The 13,589-nt window shown below is 55.6% G+C and carries 12 protein-coding genes; 6 read left to right on the top strand and 6 right to left on the bottom strand.

What is annotated here, in order from left to right; translation table 11 throughout:
* The first annotated feature begins 42 nt into the window (after nucleotides 1–42).
* Entirely contained in the window at nucleotides 43–1,536 is a 1,494-nt protein-coding gene (locus IB212_RS21865; RefSeq protein ID WP_041911852.1) for a pitrilysin family protein, read from the top strand.
* A 47-nt stretch (nucleotides 1,537–1,583) separates the two neighbouring features.
* Here IB212_RS21865 and IB212_RS21860 read toward each other — a convergent pair whose 3' ends face one another.
* Nucleotides 1,584–2,513 carry a sugar kinase gene (locus IB212_RS21860; RefSeq protein WP_188246067.1) on the bottom strand — a complete coding sequence of 310 codons (930 nt, stop codon included), beginning with the start codon at nucleotides 2,511–2,513 and terminating at the stop codon, nucleotides 1,584–1,586.
* A gap of 229 nt (nucleotides 2,514–2,742) precedes the next feature.
* On the opposite strand from IB212_RS21860, the gene pdeH reads away from it, so the two are divergent.
* Both pdeH and IB212_RS21850 read left to right on the top strand, forming a co-directional pair.
* Entirely contained in the window at nucleotides 2,743–3,516 is a 774-nt protein-coding gene (gene pdeH / locus IB212_RS21855; RefSeq protein ID WP_041911854.1) for a cyclic-guanylate-specific phosphodiesterase, read from the top strand.
* Between the two features lie 65 nt (nucleotides 3,517–3,581).
* A complete protein-coding gene (locus IB212_RS21850) occupies nucleotides 3,582–5,624 on the top strand; it encodes an AsmA family protein (RefSeq protein WP_041911855.1) in 2,043 nt (680 codons plus the stop codon).
* A gap of 59 nt (nucleotides 5,625–5,683) precedes the next feature.
* On the opposite strand, the gene IB212_RS21845 is transcribed toward IB212_RS21850, so the two are convergent.
* The 3 genes from IB212_RS21845 to IB212_RS21835 all read right to left on the bottom strand — a co-directional run bounded on the left by IB212_RS21845 (nucleotide 5,684) and on the right by IB212_RS21835 (nucleotide 9,244).
* Entirely contained in the window at nucleotides 5,684–7,006 is a 1,323-nt protein-coding gene (locus IB212_RS21845; protein ID WP_028014749.1) for an MFS transporter, read from the bottom strand.
* 261 nt (nucleotides 7,007–7,267) lie between these two features.
* Nucleotides 7,268–8,293: an inner membrane protein YhjD gene (gene yhjD / locus IB212_RS21840; RefSeq protein WP_041911856.1), complete on the bottom strand. Its 1,026-nt coding sequence runs from the start codon at nucleotides 8,291–8,293 to the stop codon at nucleotides 7,268–7,270.
* Between the two features lie 51 nt (nucleotides 8,294–8,344).
* Nucleotides 8,345–9,244, bottom strand: a complete 900-nt coding sequence (locus IB212_RS21835; RefSeq protein WP_041911857.1) for a LysR family transcriptional regulator — start codon at nucleotides 9,242–9,244, stop codon at nucleotides 8,345–8,347.
* A 119-nt stretch (nucleotides 9,245–9,363) separates the two neighbouring features.
* Between IB212_RS21835 and IB212_RS21830 the strand changes: the two genes are divergently transcribed.
* A complete protein-coding gene (locus tag IB212_RS21830) occupies nucleotides 9,364–10,122 on the top strand; it encodes an SDR family NAD(P)-dependent oxidoreductase (RefSeq protein ID WP_028014746.1) in 759 nt (252 codons plus the stop codon).
* Between the two features lie 173 nt (nucleotides 10,123–10,295).
* Nucleotides 10,296–10,898: a response regulator transcription factor gene (locus IB212_RS21825; protein WP_041911858.1), complete on the top strand. Its 603-nt coding sequence runs from the start codon at nucleotides 10,296–10,298 to the stop codon at nucleotides 10,896–10,898.
* On the opposite strand, the gene IB212_RS21820 is transcribed toward IB212_RS21825, so the two are convergent.
* Together IB212_RS21820 and IB212_RS21815 are read right to left on the bottom strand one after the other, a co-directional pair.
* Nucleotides 10,877–11,215, bottom strand: a complete 339-nt coding sequence (locus IB212_RS21820) for a lysozyme (RefSeq protein ID WP_028014744.1) — start codon at nucleotides 11,213–11,215, stop codon at nucleotides 10,877–10,879. The two genes, IB212_RS21825 and IB212_RS21820, sit on opposite strands and share 22 nt — an antisense overlap.
* 71 nt (nucleotides 11,216–11,286) lie before the next feature.
* On the bottom strand, nucleotides 11,287–11,826 hold the full coding sequence (locus tag IB212_RS21815) for a GNAT family N-acetyltransferase (RefSeq protein ID WP_028014743.1): 540 nt from the start codon (nucleotides 11,824–11,826) through the stop codon (nucleotides 11,287–11,289).
* Nucleotides 11,827–11,973: 147 nt separating this feature from the next.
* Between IB212_RS21815 and IB212_RS21810 the strand changes: the two genes are divergently transcribed.
* A complete protein-coding gene (locus IB212_RS21810) occupies nucleotides 11,974–13,566 on the top strand; it encodes an STY4199 family HEPN domain-containing protein (protein ID WP_041911859.1) in 1,593 nt (530 codons plus the stop codon).
* The last annotated feature ends 23 nt before the right edge of the window (nucleotides 13,567–13,589 follow it).

Below are 13,589 nucleotides of genomic sequence, written 5' to 3'. Positions count from 1 at the left end.
CGAGACACTCTTTTTAACCAGGAATGTTGATCAGGGGTTCACATGCAGGGCACAAAAATTCGACTCTTAACCGGCGGTTTGCTGATGATGGCAGCAGCCAGTTATGTGCAGGCAGATGCGCTCCAGCCAGACCCGGCCTGGCAACAAGGCACGCTAGCGAACGGTTTTCAGTGGCAGGTGTTATCTACTCCACAGCGTCCCAGCGATCGTATTGAAATCCGTCTGTCCGTAAATACCGGCTCCCTTACGGAAAGCACTCAGCAAACCGGTTTTAGCCATTTTATTCCCCGTCTGGCGCTCACGCAGAGCGGCAGCTTGCAGGCAGTACAGGTGCGTTCGCTGTGGCAACAGGCCATCGATCCGAAACGCCCCCTTCCTCCGGCTGTGGTCTCCTATGACTACACCATGTTTAACCTGAGCCTGCCAAATAACCGTAACGACCTGCTTAAAGAAGCCCTTACCTATCTCTCCGATGCCTCTGGCAACCTGGCGATTACGCCGGACACCGTGAACTATGCGTTGAGCAACGGCGACATGGTGGCGACCTGGCCTGCGGATACCAAAGAGGGCTGGTGGCGCTACCGTCTGAAAGGCTCAACGTTGCTGGGGCACGATCCGGCAGAGCCGCTGAAGCAGCCGGTGGACGTCGAACAGGTAAAATCGTTCTACCAGAAATGGTACACCCCGGACGCGATGACGCTGATCGTCGTCGGCAATGTGGATAGCCGCGCGGTGGTTGAGCAGATCAACAAAGCGTTTGGCGATCTGAAGGGCAAACGCGAAACGCCAGCCCCTGTCCCGACGCTCTCTCCGCTGCGCGCCGAGCCTGTCAGCATTATGACGGACACCGTGCGCCAGGACAGGCTCTCCGTGATGTGGGATAACGCCTGGCAGCCTATTCGTGAGTCTGCGGCGCTGCTGCGCTACTGGCGTGCCGATCTGGCGCGTGAAGCGTTGTTCTGGCACGTTCAGCAGACGCTCAGCAAAAACAACGTGAAGAACATTGGCCTTGGCTTTGACTGCCGCGTGCTGTTCCAGCGTGCGCAATGTGCCATTAACGTTGAATCGCCGGGCGATAAACTGAATGCGAACCTGGGTGTGGTGGCGAAAGAGCTGGCAAAAGTGCGTAAAGAGGGGCTCTCTGAAGAGGAGTTCAACGCGCTGCTGGCCCAGAAAAAACTGGAGCTGCAGAAACTGTTTGCCACCTACGCTCGCGCCGATACCGACATTCTGATCAGCCAGCGGATTCGCTCCCTGCAGAATCAGGTTGTCGACATTGCGCCTGAGCAGTACCAGAAGCTGCGTCAGGACTTCCTGAACGGTCTGACTGTGAATATGCTGAATCAGGATTTACGTCAGCAGCTGTCGCAGGATATGGCGTTGATCCTTCTGCAGCCGAAAGGCGAGCCGGAATATGACATGAAGGAACTTCAGAAGACCTGGGATTCCATTATGGCCACCGCGTCGCAGCCGGCGCAGGCTGCAACGGCTGATGATCTACACCAGGACGCGTCGGATATTCCGCAGGGGCAGTAACCCCCTCACGCTGACCCTCTCCCCTTTGGGGAGAGGGTTAGGGGAAACTAAACAGGCATCGCCTCGCGCGGAATAATCGCCCCGCGATACTGAATCACGGTGCTGGCCGTCAGGTGCCCACGCTGTGCCGCCGCTTCCGGCGTTCCCCCCGTCAGGCGTACCGCCAGGTAGCCCGCGCTGAAGGAATCCCCCGCCGCGGTGGTATCAATCACTTTCTCTTTGGCCAGCTTCACCGCAGGGACCTCAATCACCGCTTCACCCGCAATCGCGACCAGGCACGACTCCGCGCCGCGCTTAATCACCACTTCGCTCACGCCTGCTGCGTGCGTGCGGGCAATCACGTCCTCAACCGGCTTTTCACCCCACAGGGCGTCTTCATCATCGAGCGTGAGGAAGGCGATGTCCGTGCACTGCAGCATCTGCTGATAAACCTGCTGCGTCTCTTCGCGGCTGGCCCACAGGCGCGGGCGGTAGTTGTTATCAAAAATCACCTTCCCGCCGTTGGCGCGGCATTCGCGCAGCAGCGAGAGCAGCTTTTCGCGGCTGGTCGGGCTTAAAATCGCCAGGCTAATGCCGCTCAGATAGAGATAGTCAAACGTCGCCAGCTCTTCGCAGATGGCCCCAGCGGCGTCGCTCTCCAGCCAGAATTTGGCCGCGGCTTCGTTACGCCAGTAATAAAACGTGCGTTCGCCGGTGCTGTCAGTTTCGATGTAGTAAAGCCCAGGCAGGCGGTTTTCCATACGCTGTATAAGCGAGGTGTCAACATGTTCACTCTGCCAGGCTTCCAGCATCTGCTGGCTGAAGCTGTCCGTGCCGAGGGCGGTGACGTAGTTCAAGGTGAGTGCCTCAGGCGCAACCTGACGGGCAATGTAAACCGAGGTGTTTAACGTATCGCCACCAAATCCGCGGCTGACTTCCGCGCCTTTTTGTGACAGCTCAATCATGCATTCGCCAATCACGGCAATTTTTTTGGACATAGTCGTGAACCTGAACAGAAGAATTTTCAGCAGTGTGCGCCGAGTGAATTAGATGGTCAACTATATTAAAACGGTGTTCCATTATTTTATTTGAGCCAGCGCGTGTTCCGGCAAATTTCTGTCATCTTAATTTCATTTTCACGGTGAATTGAACATAAAGTTCTCAATTATCGCGCCGATAATCCTGTGACGAGTCCAGAAAGGCTATCCCAACAACAGGACATCTGAAATGAAGTCAGAGCAGGTTATCCAGCGGCTGAGCACTACGCCTGAGGCAAGTATTGAGAACTTGCAGGAGCATCGCTACTGGCTGCAATGTGAGCGCGCGTACACCTGGCAGCCGATCTATCGAACGGACGGTCGGCTGATGGCAATTGAGATTTTGACCGTCGTTACGCATCCCTCAAACCCTACTCAGCGCATCGCTCCGGATCGCTATTTTGCCGAAGTTGCCGTTCGCCAGCGTCTGGACGTGCTGGAAGAGCAGCTCCGTATGCTGGCGACGAAACAGGCCTTTTTCGAGCAGCATACGATCCTCGCCTCGGTGAACGTGGATGGCCCAACTCTGCTGGCGCTGCGTCAGAACGCGAAGCTGCAGGAGCTGATCGCCACCCTGCCGTGGCTGCGCTTTGAGCTGGTGGAGCACGTGCGCCTGCCGCAGGATTCCTCGTTTGCGTCAATGTGTGAATTTGGCCCGCTGTGGCTGGATGACTTTGGCACCGGTATGGCGAACTTCTCGGCCCTCAGCGAAGTGCGCTATGACTACATCAAGGTGGCCCGCGATCTGTTCATCATGCTGCGCCAGACCCCGGAAGGGCGGAATCTGTTTACGCTGTTATTGCAGTTGATGAATCGCTATTGCCAGGGGGTGATCGTTGAAGGCGTGGAAACGCTGGAAGAGTGGCGTGATGTGCAAAACTCTCCCGCAGCGGCGGCGCAAGGCTATTTCCTCTCTCGCCCCGTGCCGATGGATCTCCTCGAAAGCGCCAGAACGACCCTCTGATAGCCCCGTTTCCCTTTGTCTGGACTATAGTTTTACAGGACAGGTCATCAGGAAAGGGGATAACAATGACAAAAACAACCAGGGTCATTTCCTGGATTACAGGGATTTTCTTGTTGTTGATCGCGATCGTCGTCATCATTATCGCGACGTTTGACTGGAACCGCCTTAAGCCGACCATCAACCAGAAAGTCTCAACTGAGCTGAACCGTCCCTTCGCCATTCGTGGCGATCTGGGTGTGGTATGGGAGCGTCAGAAAGAGGAGACCGGCTGGCGAAGCTGGATCCCCTGGCCGCAAGTCCACGCCGACGACATTATTCTCGGCAACCCGCCGGATATCCCCGAAGTGACCATGGTGCATCTGCCGCGCGTGGAAGCCACGCTGGCGCCGCTAGCGCTCCTGACCAAAACCGTCTATCTACCGTGGATCAAGCTCCAGCAGCCCGATGCGCGCCTGATCCGCCTCTCTGAAAAAAACAATAACTGGACGTTTAACCTTGCCAGCGAGGGCGAAAAAGATCCGAATGCCCAGCCCTCTTCGTGGTCATTCCGTCTGGACAATATTCTTTTCGATCGCGGGCGGATCGCCATCGACGATAAGGTCAGCAAGGCAGACGTGGAGATCCTGGTCGATCCGCTGGGTAAACCGCTGCCGTTTAGCGAAGTCACGGGCAATAAAGCGAAAGGCGATAGCGCCAAAGCGGGTGATTATGTCTTCGGCCTGACGGCAAAAGGGCGCTACAACGGTCAGCCGCTTAACGGGAAAGGGAAAATCGGCGGCATGCTGGCCCTCCGGAGCGAAGGCACGCCGTTCCCGGTGCAGGCGGATTTCCGCTCGGGGAATACGCGCGTGGCGTTTGTGGGGACGGTCAACGACCCGATGAACATGGGGGGCGTCGACCTGCAGCTCAAGTTCGCCGGTGACTCGCTTGGCGAACTGTATGAACTGACCGGCGTACTGCTGCCGGATACCCCGCCGTTCGAAACGGACGGGCATTTGGTTGCCAAAATTGATACCGAAAAATCGTCCGTTTTTGACTACCGGGATTTCAACGGCCGCATCGGCGACAGCGATATTCACGGCACGCTGACCTACACCACCGGAAAACCACGGCCAAAACTGGAAGGGGATGTCGAATCCCGCCAGCTGCGTCTGGCCGATCTTGGCCCGCTGATAGGCGTGGATTCGGGCAAAGGGACAAAGTCAAAAGAGGTCAAAAAGGACGTTCAGCCTGCGGGAAAAGTGCTGCCTTACGATCGCTTTGAGACCGATAAGTGGGACGTGATGGACGCAGATGTGCGCTTCAAAGGGCGCAAGATTGAGCATGGCAGCACGCTGCCGCTGAGCGATCTCTCAACGCATATCATCCTGAAAAATGCCGACCTGCGCCTGCAGCCGCTGAAGTTTGGCATGGCGGGCGGGACGATTTCCTCCAACATTCACCTGGAAGGCGATAAAAAGCCGATGCAGGGGCGGGCGGAGATCCAGGCGCGTCGATTGAAGCTGAAAGAGCTGATGCCGAACGTGGAGCTGATGCAGAAAACCCTCGGTGAAATGAACGGCGATGCGGACATTCGCGGGGTGGGGAATTCCGTGGCGGCACTGCTGGGCAGCGGCAACGGTAACCTGAAACTGCTAATGAACGACGGTCTGGTCAGCCGCAACCTGATGGAGATCCTGGGGCTGAACGTCGGTAACTTTATCATCGGGCAAATCTTTGGCGATGACGAGGTGCGGGTGAACTGCGCGGCGGCGAATGTGGATCTGGTTAATGGCGTGGCGCGTCCGCAGATTTTTGCCTTCGACACGGAAAACGCGGTGATTAACGTGACCGGTACCGCCAGCATGGCCTCCGAGCAGCTGGATTTGACCATCGATCCGGAAAGTAAGGGAATTCGTATTATTACCCTGCGCTCGCCGCTTTACGTGCGTGGGACCTTCAAAAATCCGCAGGCGGGCGTCAAGCCCGGGCCGCTGATTGCGCGTGGCGCGGTGGCCGCAGCCCTCGCGACGTTGGTCACCCCGGCCGCAGCGCTGCTGGCGTTGATTTCGCCGTCAGAAGGCGAGGCGAATCAATGCCGGACGATTTTGTCGCAGATGAAGAAGTAACGCCTTTCTCCCTCTCCCTGTGGGAGAGGGCCGGGGTGAGGGCATCAGGCCGCAATGAATTACAGCGCCTGATGCTTAGTCTCATGCGTCAGCAGCAGCGCAATCAACGTCAGCGCCGCCATGGCCGCCAGATAAACGCCCACGTAGAACAGACCATAATTTGCCTGCAGCCAGGTGGCGATATACGGTGCCACGGACGCACCCAGAATAGACGAGACGTTATAGGAGAACGACGCGCCGGTATAACGCACTTCCGTCGGGAACAGCTCCGGCAGCAGCGCGCCCATCGGGCCGAAGGTCAGCCCCATCAGGCTCAGGCCAATCAGCAGGTACGCCATCACCAGCGCCGGGCTACCTGAACTCAGCAGCGGCGGGAAGACGAACAGAGCAAACAGAATGATCAGCGTGGTGATCGTAATCATGCTCGCACGACGACCAAACTTATCCGCCAGCAGGCCGGCAATCGGTACCATCACGCCAAACCCAATCACCGCCATCATCAGCATCCACAGCACTTCGTTACGCGGCAGGCCCAGCCCAACCGGTGCGGCAGCGGTACTGTAGGTCATGGAATACACCGTCATGATGTAGAACAGCGTGTAGGTAGCCAGCATGATAAACGTGCCCAGCACGGTCACGCGCACGTGTTTTGTCAGCAGGGTGCCCAGCGGCACTTTTACCTGTTTTTTCGCCGCGGCTACTTTTGCGAACACCGGCGTCTCATGCAGGGAAACACGCACATACAGGCCAATCAGCACCAGCACGGCCGAGAAGACAAACGGAATACGCCAGCCCCAGCTCATGAACTGTTCGTCCGTCAGCAGCCAGGAGAGCAGCAGGAAGGTCCCGTTGGCAAAGAAGAAGCCAATCGGCGCGCCAAGCTGCGGGAATGAACCGTACAGCGCACGTTTACGCGGCGGGGCGTTCTCGGTCGCCAGCAGCGCCGCGCCACCCCATTCACCGCCCAGCCCCAGACCCTGACCAAAACGCGCCAGCGCCAGCAGGACCGGCGCCAGAATGCCGATGGTTTCGTAGGTCGGCAGCAGGCCGATCGCCACGGTGGAGATGCCCATTGTCAGCAGCGAGGCCACCAGGGTGACCTTGCGCCCAATACGATCGCCGAAGTGTCCAAACAGCGCGGAGCCAATCGGACGCGCCACAAACGCGATAGCAAAGGTCGCCAGAGACTGTAGCGTCGCCGCCGTCGGGTCTCCCTGCGGGAAGAAAATATGCGGGAAAACGATGACCGCTGCGGTGGCGTAAATGTAAAAGTCGAAGAACTCAATGGCGGTGCCAATCAGCGATGCGACGACAACTTTATTGCGCGAGTTTACCGGGACGTTTTCCGCACCAGAGTCGAGTGTTGTGGCTGTTGATTGCATAATATTTTCTTATTTTTTGTCGAACGAAAGGCCATATTACGCACAGCAAAAGCGACATTTCAATCTGTAACAAAATAGCTTCCTGATTATAAAATCAACAAAAAGCGGATAATGTTCAGGCCAGCCAAAATGCTTCCATGAAATGCTTCACGTTTTTTAAATATTGGTGGATAAAACTGGTTTTCGGTTAAATAAAAGTTACGGACTGGATTTATATGCTGAAATGATGAGTCGGGCTGAAATATCAGCCCGAGAGCGGAATTAACGATGTGTTTTTCCTGGCATTCGCGTGTCGCCTTTGTACTCGGCGGTGGCAATCCACGCCGCGCAGAACAGGGTTAAACGCGCGAAGAAGTAAAAGAACGCCATCAGCCCGAGCACCGAGCCAAATGCCGCGCCGGATGGGGATTTCACCAGCGACGGCAGGGTGTAAGTCATCACGATCTTAATCACTTCAAAGCCGATCGCCGCAATCAATGTGCCGCGGAGCAGCGCCTTCTTACGCGGACGATGCCGAGGCAAGCGCCAGAAAATCCAGAAGAACAGCAGGTAGTTGGCGAAGATAGAAATCGCCAGTCCGATGCCGCGCCAGGCGGGCTTCAGCCATTCGATGTAATCAAGATAGAGCGCAGAAATAATCATCTGCTGCGCGGAGCCCGCCACGGAGGTAATGGAGAGCGTGACGACGAGCGCGATAAGCAGGCCAATCAGCGAAATAAAGTCGCGGAAATATTTAACCCAAATTTTCTCCTGATCCTGCGGTTTACGCTCCCACACCTCGCGCGACTGGGCGCGAATAGCTTCGCGGAGGTTGCCCATCCAGTTAACGCCGGAGTAAAGGGCGATGAGCAAACCGACGATCCCGACGGTGGTGCGCTGCTGAACGGCGGTGTTTATCGTGCTTTTCAGCGTGGTGGCGAGGGTTGGGTCACTGACGTTATTCAGGATCTTATTGAAAATATCCTGCAGCAGCGTTGGATGTGACGCGAGTACAAAACCGGCCGCTGCAAACGACACCATCAGGATGGGGATCATCGACAGGAACGAAAAATAGGTGATCGCGGCACCGAACTGGTTCCCCATGCGGTCATTAAAGCGCTCGGTCGCACGTATTAGATGCGCAACCATGGGAAACTGTTGAATTCTCTCCGCCAGGCTGGTGACGGTGCCCAGTGCCTTGCTGGCGGTACCAGGGGCTTTAGCCTCTTCCGGCTCGGTTTCCATCTTCTTGATGGGTTCATAATCTAAATGTTGGGTGGGTCGTTGCGGGTTATTTTCCGGCGTCACGCGTCTTTTCCTTTTTCGTTTGGCTGGATGTTACTGAATTATAGCTTGCGACTAGTCCACGTAAGTTTTTGTGAGTTCGGTTAGCCACTCCATAAACAGGTGAACCCGGCGAGAGAGGTTGCGCCGGTGGGGGTAAATCAGGGAGACAGGCATCGGTTCCGCGCGATACTGCGGGAGGATCTCAATCAGTTTCTTTGCGCGCAGCAGGTCGCGCACCCCAACGCGCGGGGCCTGAATGATCCCCAGCCCGGCAAGGCAGGCGGCCTGGTAAGTTTCCGTGCTGTTGACGGTTAGCACCCCGCCCGTTTTTATCCACTGCGTCGTGCTTCCGTTATAAAATTCAAAGCCCTGAGGGCGGCTTCCCAGCATCGCGGCATAATGAATCACGGCGTGCGAGCCTAAATCGTCCAGCGTGTCAGGGTAGCCAAAACGCGCCAGATAATCCGGGCTGGCGCAGTTTATCACCGACAGCTTGCCCAGCGGACGGGCTATCAGCCCTGAGTCCTTCAGGGAACCCACGCGGACGACGCAATCAAACCCTTCCCGGACCACATCCACCAGACGATCGCTGCTGCTGAGCTCCAGTTCGATACCCGGATACTGCTGTAAAAACGCAGGCAGTTTGGGGATGACGACATTTCGAGCAACGCCAACAGGCATATCCACGCGCAGCCTTCCGCTGATGCTGGAGGGATCGTGCTGAAACATACCGTCCAGCTCATCCAGGTTCGCCAGCAGATCTTTTGCCCGTTCGTAATAGACCATGCCGTCCTGCGTCAGGCTGACGCGGCGCGTGGTACGGTGCAGTAGCTGGGTGCCAAGCCGGTTTTCCAGTGTCTGAATTTGCCGGGAAACGCTGCCTTTCGGCAGCGTTAATGTCTCTGCCGCGCGGGAAAAACTCTCCAGTTCCGCGACGCGAACAAACAGCTGCATTGCGTGAATTTTATCCATAGATGAAGCTCATTGTTGTTTGCAATGAAACAGTGAAGCGTTATTACCCATCTTTATTGATCTTCTATCACCTAATAAGCTCTTTCTCAATCTCCATAACAGCCAAAACGAGGTTTATGATGACTGAACGTATCGCATTAGTGACGGGTGGTAGCCGCGGCTTAGGTAAAAACGCTGCGTTAAAGCTGGCTGCTGACGGCACGGGAATTATCCTGACCTACAATCGTAGCCAGCAGGAAGCGCTGGAAGTTGTGCGCGAAATTCAGGAAAAAGGCGTCAAGGCGGCGGCATTAAAGCTCAACGTCGGGGATATCGCCAGTTTCGAAAATTTTGCTCAACAGCTTCAGGAGATCCTGAAGAGCGTCTGGCAGCGCGAAACATTTGATTATTTATTGAACAATGCCGGAACGGGTTTATACGCACCCTATACCGAAACGACGGAAGCCCAGTTTGATGAGGCGCTGAACATTCACTTCAAAGGGCCTTTCTTCCTGACGCAGCGCCTGCTGCCTCTGCTTAACGACGGGGGGCGGATCCTCAATGTCTCCAGCGGACTGGCCCGCTTCACCCAGCCAGGCTCAGGAACCTACGCGGCCATGAAAGGGGCGATGGAAGTGCTCACCCGCTATCAGGCGAAGGAGCTTGGAGCGCGCGGTATCTCAGTCAATATTATCGCACCAGGCGCGATCGAAACCGACTTTGGCGGTGGGCGCGTGCGCGACAACGCGCAGCTTAACCAGATGCTGGCGTCGCAGACGGCGCTGGGGCGGGTAGGTTTGCCGGACGATATCGGGGATGCCATTGCGGCGCTGCTTAGCGATAAGCTTGGCTGGATGAACGCGCAACGTATTGAAGTATCAGGCGGCATGTTCCTGTGATGTCTGATGTTAAGGGGAGGGAACCCCTTAAGGAAATCCTTAATATGGATGTGTCAAAATGCGGATAAATATAAAAACCACTGGTGGATTTGTAACCTCTCCATTCATTGAGTTTTTTCTTAAATAGCGCTTATGTAGAATCCCCCTTCGCTATTCTCAGAGGGAGAAATACGATGCGAGTAATCATGTTTGACAGGCAGTCGATATTTATTCATGGAGCGATACACGGTTTGCAGAAATTAATTCCTGAAATAAATATAACGGGGGCTTGTCAGGCAGATGATTTATGGACGCAAATATCCGCGTCACCGTCTGCTATCGTCATGATTGACGGCAATTTAATTCAGGATGAGGGGAGTTCTTTCCTGGATGAAATCATGCATCGCTTCCCGTCGGTACGGGTGATGATGGTTCTGGCAAAAAAAGAGACCCGATGGGTTGAACAACTCATGCAGCGAAACGTGATGGCTATTATCCCCCGTAACGCTAACCCTGAGCGGTTTGCCGCCGTGCTGGATTCCGTGTCCAGAGGGATGGTCTGCTTTCCCGCTGAGTGGGTCAGCCAGCAATCGTCAGCGCAGGCGTTACTTTTCTTAAGCGAGCGTCAGCGTGAGGTGCTGAAGCTGCTGGCGGCGGGCGAATCAAACAAAGAGATTGGTCGCAATCTCAACATCAGTGCGGCCACGGTAAAAGCGCATCTGGAAGCGCTTTTTCGCCGGCTGGAGGTAAAAAACCGAACCCAGGCAGCCATGTACTACACCCGGGCGACGGCCTGAAGCAGCGCTTTCGGGAGTGAAGACGTCACGCCGAAACTCAGTATCATCAGTACCAGCGCGTCATGCTGCTGCTGGGTTAATGGATGTATACACTTTTCCCGCAGCAGCGTTTCACACAACTGAATATCTTCATGGAGTAAATATTCCGCCTGAAGAGGCGTGATAAGGCCGTGAAAATTTTCCCGTTCGCGGATCACATGCCCATAGCCGATAACCCATACACCCTTTTCATCACGATATTTCTCCAGTGAAAGCCCTTGATGTTTCTTTATTAATTCTATGGCGGCAGAAGATATATTTAGCGCATGACCGTTCATATTCGTTTCCTCTTAATGGCGATACTGTAGAGGAATCGCGGTACGAGCAATATCCGCCAAATGGCTGTTGATCAGGAATTATTGTTCAGGTATTCCTGCCGTAATAACCCAAATAACCAGTCATTTTGCCAGCGACCGGAAAGGTAATAGCTTTCACGTAGCTCGCCTTCCAGCTGGAAGCGAGCTTTTTCCAGCAGGCGCCTGGAGGCGACGTTTCCCGCGGTGACGGTGGCGGTGAGCCGACGAATACCGCCCTGATGAAAGGCGTAATCGCAAAGCGCCTGCAGGGATTCGAAGCCGTAACCTTTGCCCTGCGCCTCGGGGGCAAAAAGAAAGCCCACTTCGGCGCAATCTTCTTCCCGATGAATATACCCGGTAACGCCCAGCGGGGCCTGTGAGAGGGCATCACGTACGACGAGGCACAGCCAGTGCGCGCTGCCTGGCGTCCAGGGCGTTAGGCGCGAATCAAACGCCTCCCGGATCGCTGCGACGGGGCGGTTCTCCGCCACAAAGCGCATGACTTCGGGGTGTTGCTGCAACGCCAGAAAAAAGGGCCAGTCTTGTTCCTGCAGGGGCGAGCAGTTCAGGCGTGAGGTCATTAAAACTGGCATTAAGATTCTCCTGAAGCATTTTAAATGATTTTAGGGTTGTCACTTTATTTCAACAGAAAGTCAGGTATGGTTAAGCGCGTATAAATAAAAAGAAAAACGGCCGTTAGTGCCCATTCCGGATGTCTTCGCTGTCGCTTAAGGAAAACAATGACTCTCAGCACATCACATCATATCCGCGAACAGTTTGAACACTGTCTGGCGGTCATTCGCCAGGCGTCGGTGGAAATCTTGCTTCTTCTGAATGTACATGTTTCTGAGGGAAAAGATCCACGCTGGTTTCTGGAACAGCTGGACAGCGCGCGTTTAGGCCTTGGGGGATGGGCTACGGTTGCGAAGAAGCTTAACCTGAATGATGCCGAGATGTCGGAATTTACGCTGCAGCTGCGCCTGCTGCAGCAGCGCGTCCCGCAGTACGAAAGCGGGCAGGATGTCAGTGAAAACCAGCTTATTGCGGCGATGCGGTTTGTGACTACGCTGGAACATCTTCGTCTGCAGCAGCCGCTTCTGACCTACAGCACCGAGCTGGCCCCGGGAAGCGAACTCCAGCAACAGCAGGCGCATAAGCAGGTACGCGCAATTGAGTTAATGATTAAAGGCCTCATTCAGCAGGCCTGGCCCGATCAGGTGCGGCTCAATAATCATCTTAAAACCTTATTTAACGCTGACCGCGTACGGCGCTGGCTGAAGCATGGCGAAATCAACGATGTCCTGAGCGGCATGATGTTCAGTGAACTGGCGCAAATGCTGGTGGATAAAAAAGAGTTCAGCCGCTATTACGCCTCGCTGTTTAACGACCCGTCCATGCTGACGCTCCTGGTGGAGCCGCGCAAAACGCTGCAAACCTTCCTCGACGACATTCGGCAAATCCGCAACAGCATTACGGTGCAGAAAACGTTAAGTTCGGCGCAAATTCAGCTGCTGGATAACTACTACATGCAGATCTCCCGTCCGGTTCAACGCGCGTTTGAGGAGGGGAGAACGCGCGTCAACCCGGCCGGATTCATGGCTGTGGATGCCAGCGAGCTGCACGCGTTCTGGGAAAAGGCACAAAAAATGGATCGGGTTACCGGTGGGGATCTATTTGAAGTCCGCGACACGATTGAAAAGCCGACCCAGCGCGCCCCGCGCACGCCCGAACAGCGTGAGCAGCTTATCTCCGGTGCGCTATGGGGAGCGGTCGGCGTGATGGTGATTGCCATCGTGGTAGGCGGCTTCTGGCTGGTGACCAGCAGCAAACCGCAGCCTGCTGCCGAAAATACGGCGCAAGCGGCGGCTCCGCCGCAGGAGATGCGCGAAACCCCCTCCTCGCGCGAGACGCTGACGCGCATGGGAGTGACCTGGGACGAGAGTAATTTCCGTTCGGCGATTAACCGCAACGATACCCGCGTGGCGCTGCTCTTTTTGCAGGGTGGGATGGACTGGAAGCTGTCATGGACCGAAGAGGCGATGTCGGCAGGCTATGACGACGTTCTGGAGCTTATGCTGCGCTATCGGCAGAACATGGCAGAAGAGAAGCCGTGTCGTCGTTTCATCAATACGCTTAGCCACGCCATGTCAAACGGCGAGTCCCTGACGTCAATACGTAAAGAGTATCTGAAAGCGTTCTGCACCGTGCCGGCCGTGGTGAAGCGCCAGAAGCACGATCTTGAGATGGCAACGCGACGCGCGCAGTCACAGCCGGATGCCACCACAAAAAAATGGCAGTCTATTCAGACCGCCATTTATGAGGTGATTCGTTAACGTTTTCCCCTCTCCCCAGAGGG

It is taken from the genome of Enterobacter sp. E12, assembly GCF_014596715.2.
GTDB classification, from domain to species: Bacteria; Pseudomonadota; Gammaproteobacteria; order Enterobacterales; family Enterobacteriaceae; genus Enterobacter; species Enterobacter bugandensis.
The sequence above is the reverse complement of the archived record's forward strand: the minus strand, read 5'-3'. Positions and strand labels throughout refer to the sequence as shown.

Bases quoted from the DNA above. Each gene is read 5' to 3' on its own strand.
- IB212_RS21865 (WP_041911852.1), top strand. From the start codon at position 43: ATGCAGGGCACAAAAATTCGACTCTTAACCGGCGGTTTGCTGATGATG.
- IB212_RS21860 (WP_188246067.1), bottom strand. From the start codon at position 2,513: ATGTCCAAAAAAATTGCCGTGATTGGCGAATGCATGATTGAGCTGTCA.
- pdeH (WP_041911854.1), top strand. From the start codon at position 2,743: ATGAAGTCAGAGCAGGTTATCCAGCGGCTGAGCACTACGCCTGAGGCA.
- IB212_RS21850 (WP_041911855.1), top strand. From the start codon at position 3,582: ATGACAAAAACAACCAGGGTCATTTCCTGGATTACAGGGATTTTCTTG.
- IB212_RS21845 (WP_028014749.1), bottom strand. From the start codon at position 7,006: ATGCAATCAACAGCCACAACACTCGACTCTGGTGCGGAAAACGTCCCG.
- IB212_RS21835 (WP_041911857.1), bottom strand. From the start codon at position 9,244: ATGGATAAAATTCACGCAATGCAGCTGTTTGTTCGCGTCGCGGAACTG.
- IB212_RS21830 (WP_028014746.1), top strand. From the start codon at position 9,364: ATGACTGAACGTATCGCATTAGTGACGGGTGGTAGCCGCGGCTTAGGT.
- IB212_RS21825 (WP_041911858.1), top strand. From the start codon at position 10,296: ATGCGAGTAATCATGTTTGACAGGCAGTCGATATTTATTCATGGAGCG.
- IB212_RS21820 (WP_028014744.1), bottom strand. From the start codon at position 11,215: ATGAACGGTCATGCGCTAAATATATCTTCTGCCGCCATAGAATTAATA.
- IB212_RS21815 (WP_028014743.1), bottom strand. From the start codon at position 11,826: ATGCCAGTTTTAATGACCTCACGCCTGAACTGCTCGCCCCTGCAGGAA.
- IB212_RS21810 (WP_041911859.1), top strand. From the start codon at position 11,974: ATGACTCTCAGCACATCACATCATATCCGCGAACAGTTTGAACACTGT.